Annotated in this window: 18 protein-coding genes and 1 pseudogene; 13 read left to right on the forward strand and 6 right to left on the reverse strand. The window is 64.2% G+C overall.

Translation table 11 applies throughout. The features are described from left to right. Window positions 1-8: 8 nt before the first annotated feature. Both ACNI3R_RS00725 and ACNI3R_RS00730 read left to right on the forward strand, forming a co-directional pair. Window positions 9-1,730 carry a heparinase II/III family protein gene (locus ACNI3R_RS00725; protein ID WP_426179074.1) on the forward strand — a complete coding sequence of 574 codons (1,722 nt, stop codon included), beginning with the start codon at window positions 9-11 and terminating at the stop codon, window positions 1,728-1,730. Window positions 1,731-1,792: 62 nt separating this feature from the next. Further along, window positions 1,793-2,317, forward strand: a complete 525-nt coding sequence (locus tag ACNI3R_RS00730; protein WP_426179075.1) for a glycine cleavage system transcriptional repressor — start codon at window positions 1,793-1,795, stop codon at window positions 2,315-2,317. 9 nt (window positions 2,318-2,326) lie between these two features. Here ACNI3R_RS00730 and ACNI3R_RS00735 read toward each other — a convergent pair whose 3' ends face one another. Next, a complete protein-coding gene (locus ACNI3R_RS00735; protein ID WP_426179077.1) occupies window positions 2,327-2,989 on the reverse strand; it encodes a DsbA family oxidoreductase in 663 nt (220 codons plus the stop codon). 23 nt (window positions 2,990-3,012) lie between these two features. Next, window positions 3,013-4,146, reverse strand: coding sequence for a DNA polymerase IV (gene dinB / locus ACNI3R_RS00740; RefSeq protein WP_426179078.1), 1,134 nt, complete (start codon window positions 4,144-4,146; stop codon window positions 3,013-3,015). 127 nt (window positions 4,147-4,273) lie between these two features. On the opposite strand from dinB, the gene ACNI3R_RS00745 reads away from it, so the two are divergent. After that, window positions 4,274-4,741, forward strand: coding sequence for a hypothetical protein (locus ACNI3R_RS00745; RefSeq protein ID WP_426179080.1), 468 nt, complete (start codon window positions 4,274-4,276; stop codon window positions 4,739-4,741). A 203-nt stretch (window positions 4,742-4,944) separates the two neighbouring features. On the opposite strand, the gene ACNI3R_RS00750 is transcribed toward ACNI3R_RS00745, so the two are convergent. After that, window positions 4,945-6,210 carry an MFS transporter gene (locus ACNI3R_RS00750; protein WP_426179082.1) on the reverse strand — a complete coding sequence of 422 codons (1,266 nt, stop codon included), beginning with the start codon at window positions 6,208-6,210 and terminating at the stop codon, window positions 4,945-4,947. A gap of 203 nt (window positions 6,211-6,413) precedes the next feature. Between ACNI3R_RS00750 and pgsA the strand changes: the two genes are divergently transcribed. From pgsA to ACNI3R_RS00800, 10 genes are all read left to right on the forward strand, one after another. Next, the gene (gene pgsA, locus ACNI3R_RS00755; protein ID WP_426179084.1) at window positions 6,414-6,965 is read left to right on the forward strand and encodes a CDP-diacylglycerol--glycerol-3-phosphate 3-phosphatidyltransferase; all 552 of its coding nucleotides are present in this window, start codon (window positions 6,414-6,416) and stop codon (window positions 6,963-6,965) included. 11 nt (window positions 6,966-6,976) lie between these two features. Next, the gene (locus ACNI3R_RS00760; protein ID WP_426179086.1) at window positions 6,977-7,234 is read left to right on the forward strand and encodes a MoaD/ThiS family protein; all 258 of its coding nucleotides are present in this window, start codon (window positions 6,977-6,979) and stop codon (window positions 7,232-7,234) included. Next, a complete protein-coding gene (locus tag ACNI3R_RS00765; protein ID WP_426179088.1) occupies window positions 7,231-7,686 on the forward strand; it encodes a molybdenum cofactor biosynthesis protein MoaE in 456 nt (151 codons plus the stop codon). The genes ACNI3R_RS00760 and ACNI3R_RS00765 overlap by 4 nt, the downstream gene beginning before the upstream one ends. Beyond that, window positions 7,686-8,213 carry a sigma-70 family RNA polymerase sigma factor gene (locus tag ACNI3R_RS00770; RefSeq protein ID WP_426179089.1) on the forward strand — a complete coding sequence of 176 codons (528 nt, stop codon included), beginning with the start codon at window positions 7,686-7,688 and terminating at the stop codon, window positions 8,211-8,213. The genes ACNI3R_RS00765 and ACNI3R_RS00770 overlap by 1 nt, the downstream gene beginning before the upstream one ends. Next, window positions 8,206-8,904: an anti-sigma factor gene (locus ACNI3R_RS00775; protein ID WP_426179091.1), complete on the forward strand. Its 699-nt coding sequence runs from the start codon at window positions 8,206-8,208 to the stop codon at window positions 8,902-8,904. Before ACNI3R_RS00770 ends, ACNI3R_RS00775 begins: the two co-directional genes overlap by 8 nt. A gap of 58 nt (window positions 8,905-8,962) precedes the next feature. Further along, the gene (locus tag ACNI3R_RS00780) at window positions 8,963-9,646 is read left to right on the forward strand and encodes a TetR/AcrR family transcriptional regulator (protein WP_426179092.1); all 684 of its coding nucleotides are present in this window, start codon (window positions 8,963-8,965) and stop codon (window positions 9,644-9,646) included. A 181-nt stretch (window positions 9,647-9,827) separates the two neighbouring features. Beyond that, window positions 9,828-12,269, forward strand: coding sequence for a TonB-dependent receptor (locus ACNI3R_RS00785; protein ID WP_426179093.1), 2,442 nt, complete (start codon window positions 9,828-9,830; stop codon window positions 12,267-12,269). A gap of 68 nt (window positions 12,270-12,337) precedes the next feature. Then, window positions 12,338-12,850, forward strand: coding sequence for a nuclear transport factor 2 family protein (locus ACNI3R_RS00790; RefSeq protein WP_426179094.1), 513 nt, complete (start codon window positions 12,338-12,340; stop codon window positions 12,848-12,850). A gap of 27 nt (window positions 12,851-12,877) precedes the next feature. Next, the gene (locus ACNI3R_RS00795; protein WP_426179095.1) at window positions 12,878-13,639 is read left to right on the forward strand and encodes an SDR family NAD(P)-dependent oxidoreductase; all 762 of its coding nucleotides are present in this window, start codon (window positions 12,878-12,880) and stop codon (window positions 13,637-13,639) included. Window positions 13,640-13,668: 29 nt separating this feature from the next. Further along, a complete protein-coding gene (locus ACNI3R_RS00800; protein ID WP_426179097.1) occupies window positions 13,669-15,006 on the forward strand; it encodes an aromatic ring-hydroxylating oxygenase subunit alpha in 1,338 nt (445 codons plus the stop codon). A 703-nt stretch (window positions 15,007-15,709) separates the two neighbouring features. Here the strand turns inward: ACNI3R_RS00800 and ACNI3R_RS00805 are convergent. The 3 genes and pseudogenes from ACNI3R_RS00805 to ACNI3R_RS00815 form a co-directional block, all read right to left on the reverse strand. After that, window positions 15,710-16,399, reverse strand: a complete 690-nt coding sequence (locus ACNI3R_RS00805; RefSeq protein WP_426179099.1) for a glutathione S-transferase family protein — start codon at window positions 16,397-16,399, stop codon at window positions 15,710-15,712. A gap of 17 nt (window positions 16,400-16,416) precedes the next feature. Continuing rightward, window positions 16,417-16,599, reverse strand: a pseudogene (locus ACNI3R_RS00810) (LysR substrate-binding domain-containing protein); the annotation flags it as partial. A 293-nt stretch (window positions 16,600-16,892) separates the two neighbouring features. Further along, window positions 16,893-18,200 carry a glycosyltransferase family 92 protein gene (locus ACNI3R_RS00815; protein WP_426179101.1) on the reverse strand — a complete coding sequence of 436 codons (1,308 nt, stop codon included), beginning with the start codon at window positions 18,198-18,200 and terminating at the stop codon, window positions 16,893-16,895. Window positions 18,201-18,318: the final 118 nt, after the last annotated feature.

The following is an 18,318-nucleotide window of genomic DNA, read 5'->3' on the forward strand; positions in this document are numbered from 1 at the left end:
ATAAGGCGATGAGCGACGGGCCCGGCTTCGACGACGGCGTTGAGCCCGGCCGACGCCTGATCCGCGTCGAGCATGACCGCAGCCATTCGCTGGCAGAGCGCGTTTCCGGGCGCCTCCACGCTCTGTCCTGGCGGACCCCGGTACACAATTTCCGGTTGCGGGGCCGCTATCCGCTGAAGCTGCTCGACGTGCCGGTCGACCCGATCGAGGGGCTGGTGCGCCTGGGAGGCGCCATGCTCGACGGGGAAATTCTCTGGCAGGGCGAAAGCGTCGCGATCGAGACCTTCGATTTCCGTCCCCGCACCATCTCACCGGCGTTCAGCGATCATCTGCAGAGCTTTGCCTGGCTGCGCGACCTGAGCGCGGCAGGACCCCGGCTGCGCGTCGCGCCGATCGCCGAACTGCTGACCCGCCGCTGGCTCGAAAATTGCGGCAAGCAGGTGCATGAGGCGGCCTGGCGCCCCGACCTGTGGGGCCGCCGCATCCTCTTCTGGGGCTGCCACGCGCCGCTGATCGTCTCGACCGACGAACTGCGCGGGCCCGTGCTCAACACGCTGAGCCGCGGCGCCAAGCATCTCGACCGGAGCGCCGACAAGGCTGCGCCGGGATTGCCCCGCGTCGCCGCCTGGGCCGGCGTCACCGCCGCAGGGCTGCTGATCCCCGGCGGAGAGTTACGCCAGATACACGGTGAGCAGGGACTGGGTCGCGCTCTCGACGCTGCGCTCCATCCCGATGGCGGCATCGTCAGCCGCTCGCCGATCGAGCAGATGGACCTCATCGGCCTGCTGGCGATGCTGCGCAAATATTATGAGATGCGCGGCCAGCGCTTCCCGGCGCCGCTGCTCGAAGCCCTCACCCGCGCGGTGCCACCGCTGCTGGGCCTCACCATGGGCGATGGCGGCCTGTCGAGTTGGCAGGGCGCGGCGCCTGTCGACGGCGGGCGGATCGATGCCGTGGTGGCGGGATCGGGTATTCGCGGCCGACCGCTGCGCCAGTCACGCGACTGGGGCTATCAGCGGCTGGCGAACGGCCACACCCGGATCATCGTCGACGCCGCCCCGCCGCCGGTGTCGCGTTTCGCGCGCAATGCCTGCGCCTCGACGCTGGCGATGGAGATGTCGGACGGGCCCTGGCGGCTGATCGTCAATTGCGGTGGCGGGCGCGGCGCCAATAATGCGCTGCATCCCGAACTGGCTCAGGCGCTGCGCAGCACGGCGGCCCATTCGACGCTGGTGCTGGCCGACAGCAACTCCACCGCGGTCCATGCCGATGGCACACTCGGCAAGGGCGTGACGGAGGTCGAGGTCGAGCGCCGCGAGGATATGCAGGGCAGCCGGATCGACATGCGCCATGATGGCTATGTCCGGCGCTTCGGTTTCGCGCATCGCCGGGTGATCCAGATCGCGCAGGGCGGTCGCCAGGTGAAGGGAGAGGATCATCTTCTCCCCGCAGGCCGGCGCGCCAAGGACGACGACACGAGCTACGCCATCCGCTTCCATCTGGCGCCCGAGGTCGACGTATCGGCGACCGCCGATGGCAGCGGCGCGCTGCTGCGGATCGCGGAGGGCGCGCTGTGGCGCTTCCGCGCGAGCGGCGGTGAGGTCGCGATCGAGGACAGCATCTGGATCGATTCGCGCGGCCGGCCGCAGGCGATCCGCCAGCTGGTCATCGCCGGATCGGTTCCCGCCGACGGAATCGAGATAGGCTGGAGCCTGATGCGATCGGAATGACCGGGCGTACCGCGCACGACAGCACGGCCGTACGAACGAAAATGTAGATGGAGAGCGAAGCCATGAACCAGTCCGTCATCCTGACCGTCGTCGGCAGCGATCGCCCCGGCCTCACCAAGGCGCTTGCCGACGCCGTTTATCAGGTCGGCGGCAACTGGCTGGAGAGCCATTTGTCACGGCTGGGCGGCCAATATGTCGGATCGGTGCTGGTCGAGCTTCCAGCCGACCGCCTCGGCGATCTGGAGGCGTCGGCGAACGCGATCGACGCGAACGGTCTGTCGGTCTCGATTTCGCCCTCGCTCGCCGCAGACGACCGCTCGGGCGACCTACTCGCGATCGAGATCGTCGGCCAGGACCGGCCCGGCATCGTCCGCGAAGTGACGACCGTGCTCGCCGGACTCCACGTGAACATCGAAGGTTTTTCGAGCGAGATCGAAGGCAGCGCCTGGTCGGGTTCGCCGCTGTTCCGGGGCCGCGCCAACCTGCTGCTCCCGCCCGATGTCTCGGTCGACCGCCTGCGCGAGGCGCTTGAGGATATTTCGGGCGAGATCATGGTCGACTTCCCCGACGGCTCTGCCGCCGGCTGATCCGACCGCTCAGGCGGTCGCCTTCTCGGCGGCGATCGAGCGCAGCGCCTTCTCGAACGCCTCTGCCGGTTGCCCACCGGAGATCAGGTAGCGGCCGTCGATGATGACCGCCGGGACCGACTGGATTCCCTGACGCTGCCACAGCTGCTCCGCCTCGCGGACGTCATCCGCATGGGCGCCGGAATCGAGCAGCGCTGCCGCCTGCGCGACATCCAGCCCCGCGCGACCGGTGGCATCGAGCAGCGCGGCACGATCGCTCGGATTGCCGCCCTCGGTAAAATAGATCGCGAACAGCGCATGTTTCAGCGCCCGCTGCCGGTCGAGATCCTGCAGGCCCGCCCAATGAAGCAGGCGGTGCGCGTCGAACGTGTTATAGATGCGGCGGCCCGGCTCCATGTTCATCGTGAAGCCCAGATCCGCAGCGCGCATGCGGATCATATCGCGGAGCTCGGTCGATTTCTCCGGGCTGCTGCCATATTTGCGCTGGATATGCTCGCCGGTATCCTCGCCCTCTGGGGCCATGCCCGGACTGAGCTCGAACGGCTGAAAACGGATCTCGGCCGACACCTCGCCATCCAGCGCTTCGAGCGCCTGTTCCAGCCCGCGCAATCCGATGACGCACCAGGGGCAGGAAACGTCCGAGACGAAATCGATGCTCAGCGTCGTGGCCATAGAGGACTCCTTCTTGCCGAGACTTAGGCCCATTCGAGCGCCAGCGCCAATTGCTCGGCCGTCACCACCATTTCCTCCTCGCCCTCGCCAAGATTGGACAGCGTCACGCCGAGCAGTCGTACCCCCTGCTCTACCGGCTCCAGCGGCGCGAGCAGCTGCAGGGCGGTGTCGTAGAGGCTCTCGACGTCCGACACCGGTGCGGGCAGCGTCCGGGCGCGGGTCAGCGTGCGGAAATCGGCGTAGCGCAGTTTGATCGACACGGTCCGGCCGGCTTTGCCGGTGCGCGCGGCGTGTCGCGCCACGGTCTCGCTCGATTCACGCAGCGCCGCCGCAAGATCGTCATGGGTGAACAGATCGTGGAAGAAGGTGTTTTCCGACCCGATCGACTTGCGCACCCGGTCGGGGCGAACCGGGCGATGGTCGATAGCGCGGGCCGCGAGATAGAAATAGTCGCCCGACTTGCCGAACTGCTGCGCCAGAAATTCACGGCTGCACCGGCGTAGGTCCGCACCGGTATGGATGCCGAGCTTTTCCATACGGGCGGCGGTAACGGGCCCAACGCCGTGGAAACGGCCGACCGACAAAGGCGCGATGAAGGAGAGCCCCTGATCGGGCCTGACGACGCACAGGCCATCGGGCTTGTTATGATCGGACGCGAGCTTGGCGATGAACTTGTTGTATGAGACCCCGGCGGACGCCGTCAGGCCCGTCTCCGCCTTGATCCGGGCCCGGATCAGCCGAGCCACCTCGGTCGCGGTGGCAGCGCCCTGATGGTTGCTCGTCACATCCAGATAGGCTTCGTCGAGCGACAGCGGCTCGATCAGGTCGGTGAACCCGGCAAAGATTTCGTGGATCTGGCGCGAGACTTCGCGATAGACCTCGAACCGGGGCCGGACGAACAGCAGGTCGGGACAAAGGCGCCGCGCCAGACCCGACGCCATCGCAGACCGCACGCCGTAGCGCCGCGCCTCGTAGCTGGCGGCCGCCACCACGCCGCGCTCGCGCGTGCCGCCGACGGCGACCGGCTTGCCCCGCAGCGATGGGTCGTCGCGCTGTTCGACCGAGGCGTAAAAGGCATCCATGTCGATATGGATGATCTTTCGGCCACCCTCGGCGGGAGCATCCGGTTCGAAACTGGCTGGCTGAGACCCCTCCATGGAACAAAGCAAATACAGAAAGGCCGCACGTCACGCCAGAGCGGACAGCCGGGGTTCAGCCAGCCCCTGTCAGGAACTCTCCCCGTCTCCGGACGTTTTAAACCGGCGAAATATATGGAGATGAACAATGGCTACCAGGACGACCAGCACGCGCGCGCGTTCGACCGGCACCCGGTCGGCAGCGAAGAATGAAGGCACCAGGACGGCGACGACCGCCCGTAAGCGCGCCGCAGCCAAGACGGCCCAGCCGATGCAGGGCGAGACCCTGACCCGTGAAGCACAGAAGGTCGTGCGCTCGGTTCGCACCCGCGCCAGCCGCGCCGCGAAGAAGGTGCCGACCGACCGGACGAGCCTGTCGATCGCCGCTGGCGTGATCGCCGGACTGGTTGCAGCGGGCGTCGCCCTGTTCATGAACCGCGACCGCGTTCGCGAAGTGATCAACGACGGCACCGACAAGCTGCGCAAGGCAACAGACGATCTGTCGCGCAAGGCACATGACCGCATCGACGAAGCCCGCGACAATATCGGCAAGCTGCGTCAACGCGCCGAAGCGTCGACCGGCAACGGCGCCGACACCACGGCGGCGATGCACTGATCGAGGATCGTCTGTCCTATCGCGGGACAGGACGGACGACTGATGCGGGCGGCACGGCTTCACGGCCTTGCCGCCCGCATTGCATGTGCGACCGGTGAGGTTCGATCCGACCGAAGACCGATGGCGCTATGACGTGCGCCTCTTCCTGCTCGCTTATGTCTTCGGGCTGATCGCGTTCGGCGCGCTCATCCCCTGAAACGCGCTTAGTCGCACGCCTTGTGCAGACGCCAGGCGAGGAAGGAAGCGCCGACGCTCCCGACCGCAACCATCAGCAACGTCTCGGCGACCGAAACGCCGACATGGACCAGCCCCGCCAGCAGCAGCGTGGCCGTGACCATCGCGCCCGAATTGACGATATTGTTGGCGGCTACGGTTCGTGCGGTCTGTGCTTTGGCGACCGTGGTCGTCAGGAAGGCGTAGAGCGGCACCACGAAGATGCCGCCGGCGACCGCCACCCCCAGCAGATCGATCAGGACGCGCTCCGCATTGGGCATCGCCATGAAGTCCGCCAGCCCGCGCAGCGCGCCCTGCGGGTCGGGCCAATGGTGTGACGTCCACCAGAGATCGCAGACGAACGCGCCCATCACGAGGGCCGCCACCGGTGAGCAACGCGCCGACACCGCGCCCTTCAAGATGCGGTTGATCGCGATCGAGCCGATCGCGACGCCCACCGAGAAGATGCCCAGAAACATCGTAGCGACGTCCTGCTTCGCGCCGAGGACATTCTTGACCAGAGGGGGGAATTGCGCGGCCAGGATCGTGCCCTGCGCCCAGAAGAAGCTGATAGCGAGGATCGCCAGGAACAGCCGGCGGACGTGCATCGTATCGGACACCAGCCGGATCGACGAGCGGACGACATGGAAATCGACGCGGGCATCGCTGGTCATCGGCGGCGCGGCGGGCACCTGCCGACCCGCGAACCAGCCGAGAGCTGCGACCACTAGCACACCGACGGCCGCATGTTCGGACGCTATGATGCCGCCGGTGATCGTACCCGCAAGGATGGCGATATAGGTACCCGCTTCGACCAGCCCCGTGCCGGGAAGCACCTGATCATCCTCCAGATGCTGGGGCAGGATCGCATATTTGATCGGACCGAAGAAGGTCGAGTGCGCCCCCATGGAGAGCAGCGCGACCAGCATCATCGGCACGTTCTGAAGAATGAGGCCGCCGGCGCCGACCACCATGATCGCGATCTCGGCGGTCTTGACGATCCGGATGATGCGGGCCTTGTCGTGGCTGTCGGCGAGTTGTCCCGCCATGGCGGAGAACAGGAAGAAGGGCAGGATGAACAGCCCGCCTGCAACGGCGGAGAAGGCGGCTTCGCGCGCCGGATCGTTATAGATCTTGTAGATGACCAGCATGATCATCGCGGTGCGGAAGAGGTTGTCGTTGAACGCGCCGAGAAACTGCGTGACGAACAACGGCAGGAACCGCCGTTTGGCCAGAAGCCGGAAGGTCGGGGTCATGCGGGGATACTGCGCCTTATATTTCGTTTACGGGCATCTCTCGGTCGCCCTCCCTTAGCCGAGCGGAGCAGGAAGGGCCAAGCCGATAACGTCCACCCATGTACGATATATGACGCCCCTTCCTTCCCAGAGAGTTACGCGTTCCATCAGCTTGTAGCGGGGGGCTTATGTCGGCGGCGCTTCCGCGCTAGAGCAATGGGCGCATGCTGACCCTGCCGAACATATTGACGCTCTCGCGCATCCTGGCGGTGCCGATTCTGGTCTTCCTCCTCTGGCCGGACCCCAGCCGCGTCGAATATGGCGTGGCCTTCGGCCTCTATTCGCTGATGGCCATCACCGATTATTTCGACGGCTATCTGGCGCGGGCGCAGGGCACCGTCTCCAAGCTGGGCGTGTTCCTCGACCCGATCGCCGACAAGATCATGGTCGCGGCGGTGATCCTGATGCTGGTGCTCAACCGTGACGTATCGGGCTATGCGACGATCGCAGCGCTGGTCATCCTGCTGCGCGAGATCGCGGTGTCGGGTCTGCGCGAGTTTCTCGCGGGCGTGCAGGTCTCGGTCCCGGTCAGCCAGCTCGCCAAGTGGAAGACCACCTTCCAGCTGATCTCGCTCGGCGCGATCATCCTCGGCAACGCCCTGCCCGCCTGGGCCTGGATCGAGACGACCGGCCTGTTCTGCCTGTGGGCCGCCGCCGTCCTCACCCTGCTGACCGGCTGGGACTATCTGCGCGTCGGCATCAGGCATATGGATTGAGGCGCGACCGGATGGCGATCGACCTCCTTTATTTCGCGAGGGTCCGCGAAGCGATCGGGTGCAGCGCCGAAAGCGTCTCGCCGCCGCCAGAGGTGATCAGCATTGCGGACCTCGTCGCCTGGCTCGCATCGCGCGGCGACGGCTATGCCCAGGCCTTCGCCGAGCCAGCCCGCATCCGCGCCGCCATCGGCGACCGCTTCGCCGAACCGGACCAGCCCATAGCCGGCGCCCGCGAAATCGCGCTCTTTCCACCGGTGACGGGCGGATGAGCGGCAGCCTGCATATCGACGTCCGGGCCGAGGATTTCGACGCAGGCGCCGAACTCGCCCGGCTCGAAGCGCTCGGCGGCGGCGGGGTCGCCAGCTTCACCGGCGTCGTGCGCGGCGGCGATGGGCTGGTCGCGCTCGAACTCGAACATCATCCGGCCATGACGCGGGCGATGATGACGCGCATCGCCGGGGAAGCCTGCGCGCGCTGGCCGCTGCTGGGCGTGACCGCGATCCACCGCCATGGCCGGCTGGCGCCGGGCGAGCGCATCGTCCTGGTCGCCGCCGCCTCGCCGCACCGGGCGGCAGCGCTGGAGGCCACCGCCTTCCTGATCGACTGGCTGAAGACGCGCGCGCCCTTCTGGAAGAAGGAGCATTTCGACGATGGCTCGGCCCGCTGGGTCGAGGCGCGCAAGGAGGATGACGATGCCGCCGCCCGCTGGGAGCGCCGCTGATGGCCGCTGAGGAGCTGCCCGACCTGCTGCTGGCCATCGCCAATGGCGACCGCGCGGCCTTTGCGCGCTTCTACCAGCGCACTTCGGCAAAACTTTTCGGGGTCATCCTGCGTATCTTGCCCGAACGGTCGATAGCGGAAGACGCGATGCAGGATGCCTATGCGAAGATCTGGCGCAACGCCGCAGGGTTCGATGCCCAGCGCGGCAGCCCGATCACCTGGGCGGCGACGATCGCGCGCAACGTCGCGATCGACCTGCGCCGCCGCGAGCGCCCGGCGGGTCGCCAGCGCGACGAGGATTTCGACTTCGATACGCTGACCGACAATGCCGTCTCGGCGGAACAGCTGGCGGCACTCCGGGTCTGTCTCGAACGGCTGGACAGCGAGCAGCGATCGCTGATCCTCGCCGCCTATCTCAATGGAGAGAGCCGCGAGGAACTCGCCGAACGGCTCGGCCATCCGACCGGAACCATCAAGAGCTGGCTGCATCGCGGCCTCGCCCGGCTGAGAGGATGCCTCGATGGCTGAGGATATCGATCCGATCGCTGGCGAATATGTGCTCGGCACGCTCGACGCCGACGAACGGCGCGCCTTCCAGCGCCGTCTGCTGACCGATCCGGCCGCCGTTGCCGCAGTGGCGGCCTGGCAGGACCGGCTTGCCCCGCTATTGCTGACGGTCGAAGCGGTCGATCCGCCTGCGAGCGTCTGGGCGCGCGTTGCGGCCGGACAACCGGCGAACGACAATGGCGCGGTGCGCCGCTGGCAGATGGCGACCGCCGCCGCGCTTCTCGTCGCGATGGGCAGCATCGGCATGGCGCTGCGTCCGCCTGCCCCGCCGCCTGCCCCTGCGACGCAGGTCGCCGAACGGGGCGGAGCAACGATCCAGTCGGTCGCGGCGCTCAGCGAGAAGGGCGGCACCCCGGCCCTGCTCGTGACCTATGATCAGGTATCGGGCCGGCTTCAGGTCACCCCGGTCAATGTCGCCGACAAGCCCGGTCACAGCTTGGAATTGTGGGTGATCGCGGGCAAGGCGGCGCCGAAGTCGCTCGGGCTGATGCCGGAGGATGGCAGCCCGGCGCTCGAACAGCTCCGCCTCGACACCGCGCAGGACATGACCATCGCGGTTTCGGTCGAACCCAAGGGTGGATCGCCGACCGGCCTGCCGACCGGCCCCGTGGTCTATTCCGGCCAGATGGTTCGCCTGCCGACCCGCAGCTGAGCCGCATGGCGGCGGCGGCGTCTTGGCAAGACGGTGATTAGCCGCCATGGCTCGTGCCATGTCCGGGCTTTCCAGAACCGCCAAGCTGACGCCGCGCAAGGCCGCGCGGCATGAACGCATCCTCGACGTCGCCTGCCGGCTGACCGGCCTCCACGGCCATGACGGCGTTTCGATGCGGACGATCGCCGCCGAAAGCGGCACGACCGAAAAGACGCTCTACAATGTCTATGGCAGCAAGAACCGCCTGATCGCGACCGCCGCGCGCGAGCGCAGCGCCAAGCTGTTCGAAGCGGCGGTCGAGGCCGCACCCGAGGGCGGCTGGCCGATGCTGCGCACCTTCGCGCGGATGGCGGCCGAACTGACCCTGGCCGACCCGCCGATGGCCCGGGCGCTGGCGACGGTGCTGCTCGAACATTCGGACCTGGTCGGCCTGGAGACGGTCTATGAAGGGCGGATCGCACTGGCGCTGGAGCAGATGGCCGAGGCGGGCGATCTCGACCCGGCCTATCCGCATGCGCTGCTGATCCGCCTGATCCGGCTCGGGGTCACGGCCGCGGTCCTGTTCTGGTCGAAAGACGAACTCAGCGACGTGGAACTGGAGCCCTATATTTCCACCCGCATCGTCGAGACGCTGCTGCCTTATGTGCCTGCCGGCCGCCAGGCACCGCTGCGCGACTTGCTCGACACCGCCCGCGAAAAGCTGGACGCGGCTCGGCGCAGCGTCGCACCAATGGACCTGTAATTTTTTACAGTCTGCTGTAAAATATATTGACGCTTCTCACGCTGCGTGTTTCCTTCGCTCGTCCGCGAAAGCACATGCTGGCGCCGCGAGAGGATAGTCTGATTTCGACGTCGATCGACGGGATCGACGCGCCTCACCAAGCGTCACGGACAGAAAAACATAGGGTCTTGGGAGAGACGACATGCCTGTGAACACCCGCTTCGGCACGATCATGCGCACCATGCTGCTCGGCAGCGCCATATTGCTACCCCTCGTCGCGACGCCCGCCGCCGCTCAACAGACGCAAGCCCCCGAGGCAAGCGATCAGGGCGGCCTGACCGAGATCGTCGTCACCGCACGGCGCCGCGAGGAAAGCCTGCAGGACGTCCCCGTCTCGGTCACCGCGCTGTCCGCTGCACAGATCCAGAAATATGACATGACGAGCCTGGAGAAAATCTCCACGCAGACGCCGCAGTTCACCATCGGCCGATCGTCGAACGGCTCCGGTGCCCAGCTCACGCTGCGCGGCATCGGCTCTTCCTCGACCTCGATCGGCATCGAGCAGTCGGTCGCTGTCGTGCTCGACGGCGTCTATTATGGCCAGGGCCGCGTGATCAACGAAGGCTTCCTGGACCTCGCCGGGGTCGAAATGCTGAAAGGGCCGCAGGCGCTGTTCTTCGGCAAGAACGCGACCGCCGGCGTGATCGCGATCCGCTCGGCCGATCCGACGTCCAAGCCCGAGTTTATGGGCCGGCTGGGCTATGAATTCCGCGGCAAGAATCTGGTCGGCGAAGCGATGGCCTCGGGCCCGCTGACCGACACGCTCGGCATCCGCGTCGCGCTGCGCGCGTCGAACATGTTCGGCGGCTATTTCAAGAATCGCGGCACCGACAAGACCTACAACACCTTCGACATCGCGACCGGCGTCACCACGCCGCACCTGGCCCGTGCTTCGACCCGCGACAATCCGGGCGAGCAGGAACTGCTCGGCCGCGTGACGCTGAAATGGGAGCCGGTCGACCGGCTGACGATGACATTGAAGGCCAATCTCTCGTCGAACGACACCGACAACAACAGCTGGAACTATGTGCCCTTCGCCTGTGCGGCCGGCACCTACGCGCTCAACCCGAACGTGAAGTGCGAGCGCAAGTTCAACGTCTACCAGAACAACATCCCCGTCGACATCGCCGGCAACCAGCCGTTCAGCCGCAAGGATGGCGCGCTCTACAACCGCTATCGGAGCTGGGCGGTTACCGGCACCGCGGAATATGCGCTGGACGGGCTGACGCTGACCTGGATCAACAATTACAACGAGAACAACAACCGCTGGTCGTGCGACTGCACCTTCGTCTCGTCGAACCTTGCGGCCGCGCCCTCGTCCGAAAAGTCGAAATATCACGCCTTCTCGTCCGAATTCCGCGCGCAGACCAGCTTCGACGGGCCGGTCAATCTGCTGGCCGGCGCCTATTATCAGTCGACCAAGCGCGACCACACCCAGACCGGCGCCTTCGCCAATATCGAAGACAGCTCGCAGCCGGCCAACCTGCGCTACCTCGCCTATCTGAAGCGTTCGGAAACCGAGGGCGAGACGCTGTCCGCTTATGGCCAGCTGTCGTGGAAGATCGTGCCGACACTCGAATTCGCGACCGGCGTCCGCTACACGCACGAGACCAAGGACAGTTTCCTGGTCCAGCCCTATGTGAACGCCGCGATCCAGGGCATCTTCCTGCAGAACAGCCCGATCTTCGGCGACCAGACCTTCAACAACTGGTCCCCCGAAGCGACGCTGACCTGGCAGCCGACCCGCGACATCACCGTCTATGGCGCCTACAAGACCGCCTATAAATCGGGCGGTTTCTCGAACAGCGGCTTCGTCAGCGGCACCACCATCCCCAGCGACGTCGCCTTCAATCCGGAGCGCGCGTGCGGCTTCGAGGGCGGGATCAAGACGACGCTGTTCGATCGCCAGCTGCGCCTGAACCTGGGCCTCTACAGCTATAAATATCTCGACCTGCAGGTCGACTATTTCAACTCGGCGACCTTCGCCTTCATCACCACCAACGCCGGTTCGGCGCGGACCAAAGGCGTCGAGCTCGAATTCCAATATGCGCCGCGTGCCCTTGCCGGTTTCGACCTGCACGGCTCGCTCAACTACAACCGCGCGCGCTACGGCAGCTATATCGCGCCCTGCTATGGCGGTCAGTCGATCGCGGCCGGATGCGACACCAGCTTCCAGGGCGCACTCGGCCAGGACCTGTCGGGCAAGCCGACCGCGGTCGCGCCGAAATGGACCGGATCGCTCGGCGCCAGCTATGACACGCCGCTGTCGGGCAACGCCGTCCTCGGCCTGTCGGTCGATACGCGCTATTCGAGCTCCTACCTCGCCTCCAGCTTCGCCCATCCGCTGTCGCGCCAGCCGCGCTACCTGACGATGGACGGCACGATTCGCGTCAAGTTCGACGACAGCCGCTACGAAATCGCACTGATCGGCAAGAATCTGACCAACCGCTTCATCGTCGGCGGCGTGGTCGATGCGCCGAACACCGGCGTGGGAACCGGCACCAACACCGCCACCCCGGCCGACCAGATCGGCTTCGTCTCGCTTCCCCGCACGGTGCAATTGCAGTTGACCGCGCGCTTCTAGGGCTCCTCCCTGGTACCGGCCGCCACCCACAGCGGCGGCCGGTACCTTTTTCTTTGAAAGGACAAGCCATGGACGCACTGGAAATGCTGGTCGCCAAGGATGCGATCCGGGATCTGCAATCACGCTACATGCGCGGGCAGGATCGGCTCGATGCCCAGATGCAGCGCGACTGTTTCTGGCCGGACGCGACGACCGACTATGGCATCTTCAAGGGATCTGGCCACGATTTCGTCGCCTTCGCGCAGGACCTGCTGACGGCGCACAAGGCGAACCAGCATCTGATCGGCCAGTCGCTGATCGAGATCGAGGGCGATATCGGCTTCGGCGAGGTCTATTATTTCGCCTTCCACCGGGTCGAGATCGACGGGCAGGATCGCGACATGATCATCGCCGGCCGCTATGTCGACCGCTATGAGCGGCGCGACGGCGTGTGGAAGTTCGCGCATCGCACCGAACTGGTCGACTGGGGCCGCATGGACCCGGCGGCCGACGGCTTCCTCGCCGACCTCACCGGCATCATCATGGGCGCACGCGGGGCCGAGGATCGCTCGTCCCAGCGCGAGTGGCTCCGCACCGCCTGACTTCATCTCATCGAGGATCTTCATAGTATGACGTTGCAAGGCAAGACGGCCCTGATCACCGGCGCCGCTTCCGAAATGGGCCTGGGCTTCGCCACCGCGCGGATGATGGCGCGTGCCGGCGCCCGGGTCATGATCACCGACATCGCCGCCGATGCGGTCGCCGCGCGCGCGGAGGAATTGCGCGCCGAGGGCCATGATGTCGCGGCGCTGCCGCAGGACGTCACCGACGCCGCCGGTTGGGACAAGGTGGTCGCGACAACAGTCGAGCGCTTCGGCGGGCTCGACATCCTCGTCAACAATGCCGGCATCGCCGTGCTAAAGTGGATGGACGCGCTGGAGCCCGCCGACTGGCAGCGCCAGATCGACGTGAACCTCAGCAGCGTCTATCTCGGCTGCCGCGCCGCGCTGAAGCAGATGCGCGTGCAGGGGCGCGGCGGATCGATCGTCAATCTGTCCTCGGTCGCCGGTCTCGTCGGCATTCCCGGCGCGGCCGCCTATGCCGCGTCCAAGGGCGGCGTCCGCATCATGACCAAGGCGATCGCGATGGAGTGCGCCAAGGAGAATATCCGCGTCAATTCGGTGCAGCCCGGCGTGATCTGGACCGACATGCAGCAGGTCGCGATCAAGGACAATCCGGAGCAATATGACGCGATCAACGCCGCCATCCCGATGGGCCGCATGGGCGAACCCGACGACATCGCCGCGATGATCGCCTTCCTCGCCTCCGACGCGTCTAAATATGTCACCGGCGGCGAATTCACCGTCGACGGCGGCCTGACCGCGCAGTGATGTCCGCAACCCACTGAAGGAGTGTCGCCATGGGACAGCCCGATCTCCATCCCCTGACCATCGACGGTCGCGATCCTGCCAATCTGCGCGGCGATCCGATTACCGGGGACCGCTACACCAGCCGCGACTTCATGGACCGCGAATGGGAGCATCTGTGGACACGGATCTGGCACGTCGCCGGGCGCACGGCGGAACTGGAGGAGCCGGGCGACTATGTCGTGCACGACTTCCGGCACGAGAGCGTCATCTGCATCCGGCAGGACGACGGCTCGATCCGCGCCTTCTACAATGCGTGCGGGCATCGCGGCATGCGGCTGACCGACGCCAGCTCGAGCACCGAGGCCTTTCACTGCCCCTATCATGGCTGGAAATGGGGCAAGGACGGGCTGCTCGAACATGCCCAGGACGCGCATGACTTTCCACAGGGCAATCCCTGCGGGAAGCTGCGCCTGCGTGAGCTGCGCTGCGACACATGGGGCGGCTTCGTCTGGTACACGATGGACGACAAGGCACCCGCGCTGCTCGACTATCTCGCGCCCATCCCCGAGTTGTACAAGAACTACCCGATGGAGACGGCGGTCCGCGTCTTCTGGATGAAGATCAATCTCAACACCAACTGGAAGTTCGCGACCGACAATTTCTCGGAGAGCTACCACACCCGCACCGCCCACCCGCAGGTGCCGCCGTGGATCGACCAGGACGTCGACACCGCCCGGCACGAAATGTACCCCAATGGCCATGGCCGGACGGTGCAGCCGATGCGCCCCTCGCTCAGCGACCGCCTGCCCGAAGGCGTGCCGCACCCGTTCGACCATATATTGCGGCAGTGGGACATCGATCCGGACGCCTATCCCGATTACGAGACCAAGGCGATGCAGGGCTGGCTCGACCTGAAGGCGGCGAAGAAGCGGCTATGGCGCGAGCGCGGCTATGTTCACTATGAACATATGAACGACGAAGAGATCACCGACAGCCCGCACACGGTGATCTTCCCCAATGTCACGATCAGCTTCCTGCCCGACAACCTGATCTTCTTCCGGACCGAACCCCATCCCGAGGACCCCGGCAAATGCACCTTCGACCTGTGGTGCATGGCCTTCCCCGTGGAGGGGCAGACCGAGGTGGAATCGATCATGGCCGGCCCCCAGCCGCTGCGCGAAGCGGAGATGCAGGTCCGCGACTTCGACAATGGCCGCGGCGTGCCCGAGATCGAAGGGCAGATCGTCTATCAGGACATGATGCTGGCCGAAGGCATGCAACGCGGCATGCACTCACGCGGCTATCGCGACGCCTATCTGACCGGACAGGAAACCCGGGTGCGTTTCTTCCACGAGGTGCTCAACGATTATCTCGAAGGGCGGCGGTAACGGAGAGGAGAGCAGTACAGGATTCACTTCGTTGGAGCGCACTACTCTCACACCAATCGACATCTAGCGACCGCTTGCAGCTCGAAAAATGTCCACTTAGTGCGTCATCCAAGGACTCTTCGGGGAAATTCAATGCAGCAGTCAGCAAAAACATCCTTCGCAGCCTTTTTCATAGCTTTCTCGCTACTGGCTCACTCGCAAGGTCATGCTACAGAATCCGCCGCTCCACCCAGTACGATAACCATACCAACCGAATCAAACATAGTTGTTTTTAGGAGTTACGCGGAACCAACCGCTTGGACCCCCACTGTAAAGATCGATGGTATTAAGATTGCTGATCTGCCTAACCGACATTTTACTGCCACTCGCATAGCGCCAGGCCCCCATAAAATCACGATAGCATGGCCCTTTCTTTCAGGCCAAAGCAAAGTCGAGATGGATTTTGTATTAGAAGAGAGCCAGAGATATTATTTCGAGGTAAGTGGAAAAATTCGGCCGGGCACGTTTCGAACGTATTCGTATAGCTCGGGAATTTCCCAAGTAGAATCGAAATATGCAGAACAGTTAATTATGAAATGCTGTCGCGAAAAATTATCTCGCGCGATTACTACGGCACCAGCCGGCATGTAAACTTCAATTATTACACTATCCCTGCTAAAAAAGTGCGGTCAAATTCAAGTTCAGAACTTTGTGGAAGCCGCTGTTAGGCATTCGCCTCGCCGCTGCATTTCCGGAAGTCCTGAACGATAGCCCCGGCCCGTAGCGCTTCTTCCTCATGAGGAACGTCGCGATACGGTTCTGACAGGGCTGCCGCGTACCACGCCTCCATATGCGGCAATTCGAGCAGGCGCCGGGCATAGCCGTCGCATCTTTCGTCCAGCGTGATGCCATAGGTCTGGAAGCGGAAGGCGACCGGGGCGAAGAATGCATCCACGGCGGAGAAGTCGGCGCCGGCCAGCCAGGGCCCGCCGAAACGGGACAGGCCTTCGCTCCACAGGCTCGCAATGCGGGTAATGTCCCGGTCGAGCGCAGAGGGTTGCTCTTTCAACTGGACGCGGATGCCGCAGTTCATCGTGCAGACCTCGCGCAGGGCCGAAAAGCCGGAGTGCATCTCGGCTGCCGCGCTGCGCGCCCAGGCGCGTGCCTCGCGATCGGCAGGCCAGACGGCAGCGTTTTGCTCGGCCAGATATTCGGCGATGGCCAGCGAGTCCCATATGACCAGCGTGCCGTCCATCAGGCAGGGCACCTTCCCCGTCGGAGAAAAGGCGTCGAAGGCGCCATCTCCGAAGGGGACGAGGATCTCTTCGAACGCTATCCCCAGCTGGCGCATCAGGATCCAAGGGCGCAGCGACCAGGACGAGTAGTTCTTGTTCCCGATGAAGAGCTTGTACATCGCGGCCTCCCCCTCCCTCATTCCACCCCCCGCAGCGCATCGGCTAGCAGCCGGAACTCCTTCTCGCGCGGGCTGCCGCGGCGCCAGGCGAGGGCGATACGGCGGGCGGGGTGGTCGGCCGACAGCGGCTTGGCCTGGACATGGGTGTTCTCGAGGATACCCGCATCAAGCGCCATTTTCGGCAGCAAGGTGACACCCAGGATTTACGGTGACACTCCACTCAATTCCCCTTCGCCTTCGCCTTCGGCCCGCGCTTGCCCGGCTTCGGATCTCGCCCCAGCGTCGCCTCGATATGATCGAGAAACGCGGCGTAGCCAAGGGGACGGCCCGTGCTCTCCGACCGGCGCAAGAGGGTGGAGAGCGCCTCGTCCTCACCGTAATCCGTAATCCGTAATCCGTAATCCGTAATCCGTAATCCGTAATCCGTAATCCGTAATCCGTAATCCGTAATCAAAGTGGAGTGTCATCGCAATCAAATTGTAGTCGGACCCTATCAAATAAAACTGTACATCCTACTAAATATCGTTCTGCACTCCGATACCATATCACACAAAATTCTGACTCGCTGAACAACAATAGTCCGGTCAGATAAGATCATTGCGATCAGATTATCGCCGCGCTCCATGTCCACCGCCCGCTCAGATTGCCAAGCCTTGCCGCCGCCATCAATTCCATCGACAATGATCTTGGCCTCAACGCTTTCGGCGGACCAGCCCTGCCAGACCAGATAGGGTCGACCGAAATGCGACACCTGATCCAGTGAGATATCAAGAGGCCATTCGTTTCCGCTCAGGTCGATTATCGACGTCGCACCGACCATTGTCTGCACCGATGTCGCAAGGTCGTTCGCGTCGGACGGCGAGCAGGGCAAGCCGGTCAAGCGGCCTAGGTCGGTGGTTATGGATAGCTTTGCCGCTTCATTCGCAGCGATGGCATCGTTGAACGATGCAAATCCCTGGCGAACGGCCCTGAACCATTGATCGCTAAAAACCAATTCCGACTGGGCAGACCACGGGGCGTGAACCGAAAAATGGCGCGGGCGCTTGCGCGTTGCTTCCATCGCCGCGCGAATGATCGTCCCCATCGCCGCCAGGCTTTCATCAAGCATCGGGGTTTCAAATCGGTCGAAGTCAGCCAGTTTCTTTCCGGTACCGCCGTCCGACTGCCCCCGGGCGATTTTCGCTGCGAACTCCGCCCGCGACTTGGTAAAATAATGGTTCACGCGAACGTCCATGGGTAGCGGCGCTGGTTGTATCCAGCGCTCATGGGCTGGCCTTCCGAGGCAATCTACCGTCCGCCCGGTAAGCGTTTCACAATGATGGACACCGACCGTCGCCACGCTCTCCGGCCGGACGATGAATTTCGTCTGCCTGTGCGCTTCAACGCTGCGGTGAATGAAATTCTCGACGACAAGTCCTTCAGGCTTTTCCTCATGCCCGGAACTGCCGAAGTGAATCCATGCAAGGAGCAACTGATCGGCGTTATCCCCAATGGTGGACAGCACATCGATGATATTTTGACCGGCGGTCGATTGCACGAACTCATCGACGTCGATGACCATCATCCAGTCCGTGTCTCGACCGAATATATTCATCGCATGGCTGTAAGCTGAAAGCTGCCCGGGAAATTCCGGCCAGCTCAAGAACGTGACCCGGCCCTGTACGATATAGTCGTCAAGGACGTCCAATGGGCGATCGGAACTTCCATTGTCGTAAATATAAACATGCTCGACGCCCTGGAGCATATGATATTCTAGCCACTCGGCGAGATACGGCGCCTCATCTTTAATGATGGCTGCCATCGTGAGAAAGAAGCGCCTTTTATTCATCATCCAGTCTACACCAGAGCAAGGTTTTCAGCCGCTATGGACGGATGCGCCAACTGCGTCCACCCTCGGTGCGAACCGGCATCGAGTGGAG

This window comes from Rhizorhabdus antheiae (genome assembly GCF_049889055.1).
Lineage (GTDB): Bacteria > Pseudomonadota > Alphaproteobacteria > Sphingomonadales > Sphingomonadaceae > Rhizorhabdus.

Coding starts and splice junctions, on each gene's coding strand:
- ACNI3R_RS00725 (WP_426179074.1), top strand. CDS start 9: ATGAGCGACGGGCCCGGCTTCGACGACGGCGTTGAGCCCGGCCGACGC.
- ACNI3R_RS00730 (WP_426179075.1), top strand. CDS start 1,793: ATGAACCAGTCCGTCATCCTGACCGTCGTCGGCAGCGATCGCCCCGGC.
- ACNI3R_RS00735 (WP_426179077.1), bottom strand. CDS start 2,989: ATGGCCACGACGCTGAGCATCGATTTCGTCTCGGACGTTTCCTGCCCC.
- dinB (WP_426179078.1), bottom strand. CDS start 4,146: ATGGAGGGGTCTCAGCCAGCCAGTTTCGAACCGGATGCTCCCGCCGAG.
- ACNI3R_RS00745 (WP_426179080.1), top strand. CDS start 4,274: ATGGCTACCAGGACGACCAGCACGCGCGCGCGTTCGACCGGCACCCGG.
- ACNI3R_RS00750 (WP_426179082.1), bottom strand. CDS start 6,210: ATGACCCCGACCTTCCGGCTTCTGGCCAAACGGCGGTTCCTGCCGTTG.
- pgsA (WP_426179084.1), top strand. CDS start 6,414: ATGCTGACCCTGCCGAACATATTGACGCTCTCGCGCATCCTGGCGGTG.
- ACNI3R_RS00760 (WP_426179086.1), top strand. CDS start 6,977: ATGGCGATCGACCTCCTTTATTTCGCGAGGGTCCGCGAAGCGATCGGG.
- ACNI3R_RS00765 (WP_426179088.1), top strand. CDS start 7,231: ATGAGCGGCAGCCTGCATATCGACGTCCGGGCCGAGGATTTCGACGCA.
- ACNI3R_RS00770 (WP_426179089.1), top strand. CDS start 7,686: ATGGCCGCTGAGGAGCTGCCCGACCTGCTGCTGGCCATCGCCAATGGC.
- ACNI3R_RS00775 (WP_426179091.1), top strand. CDS start 8,206: ATGGCTGAGGATATCGATCCGATCGCTGGCGAATATGTGCTCGGCACG.
- ACNI3R_RS00780 (WP_426179092.1), top strand. CDS start 8,963: ATGTCCGGGCTTTCCAGAACCGCCAAGCTGACGCCGCGCAAGGCCGCG.
- ACNI3R_RS00785 (WP_426179093.1), top strand. CDS start 9,828: ATGCCTGTGAACACCCGCTTCGGCACGATCATGCGCACCATGCTGCTC.
- ACNI3R_RS00790 (WP_426179094.1), top strand. CDS start 12,338: ATGGACGCACTGGAAATGCTGGTCGCCAAGGATGCGATCCGGGATCTG.
- ACNI3R_RS00795 (WP_426179095.1), top strand. CDS start 12,878: ATGACGTTGCAAGGCAAGACGGCCCTGATCACCGGCGCCGCTTCCGAA.
- ACNI3R_RS00800 (WP_426179097.1), top strand. CDS start 13,669: ATGGGACAGCCCGATCTCCATCCCCTGACCATCGACGGTCGCGATCCT.
- ACNI3R_RS00805 (WP_426179099.1), bottom strand. CDS start 16,399: ATGTACAAGCTCTTCATCGGGAACAAGAACTACTCGTCCTGGTCGCTG.
- ACNI3R_RS00815 (WP_426179101.1), bottom strand. CDS start 18,200: ATGGCAGCCATCATTAAAGATGAGGCGCCGTATCTCGCCGAGTGGCTA.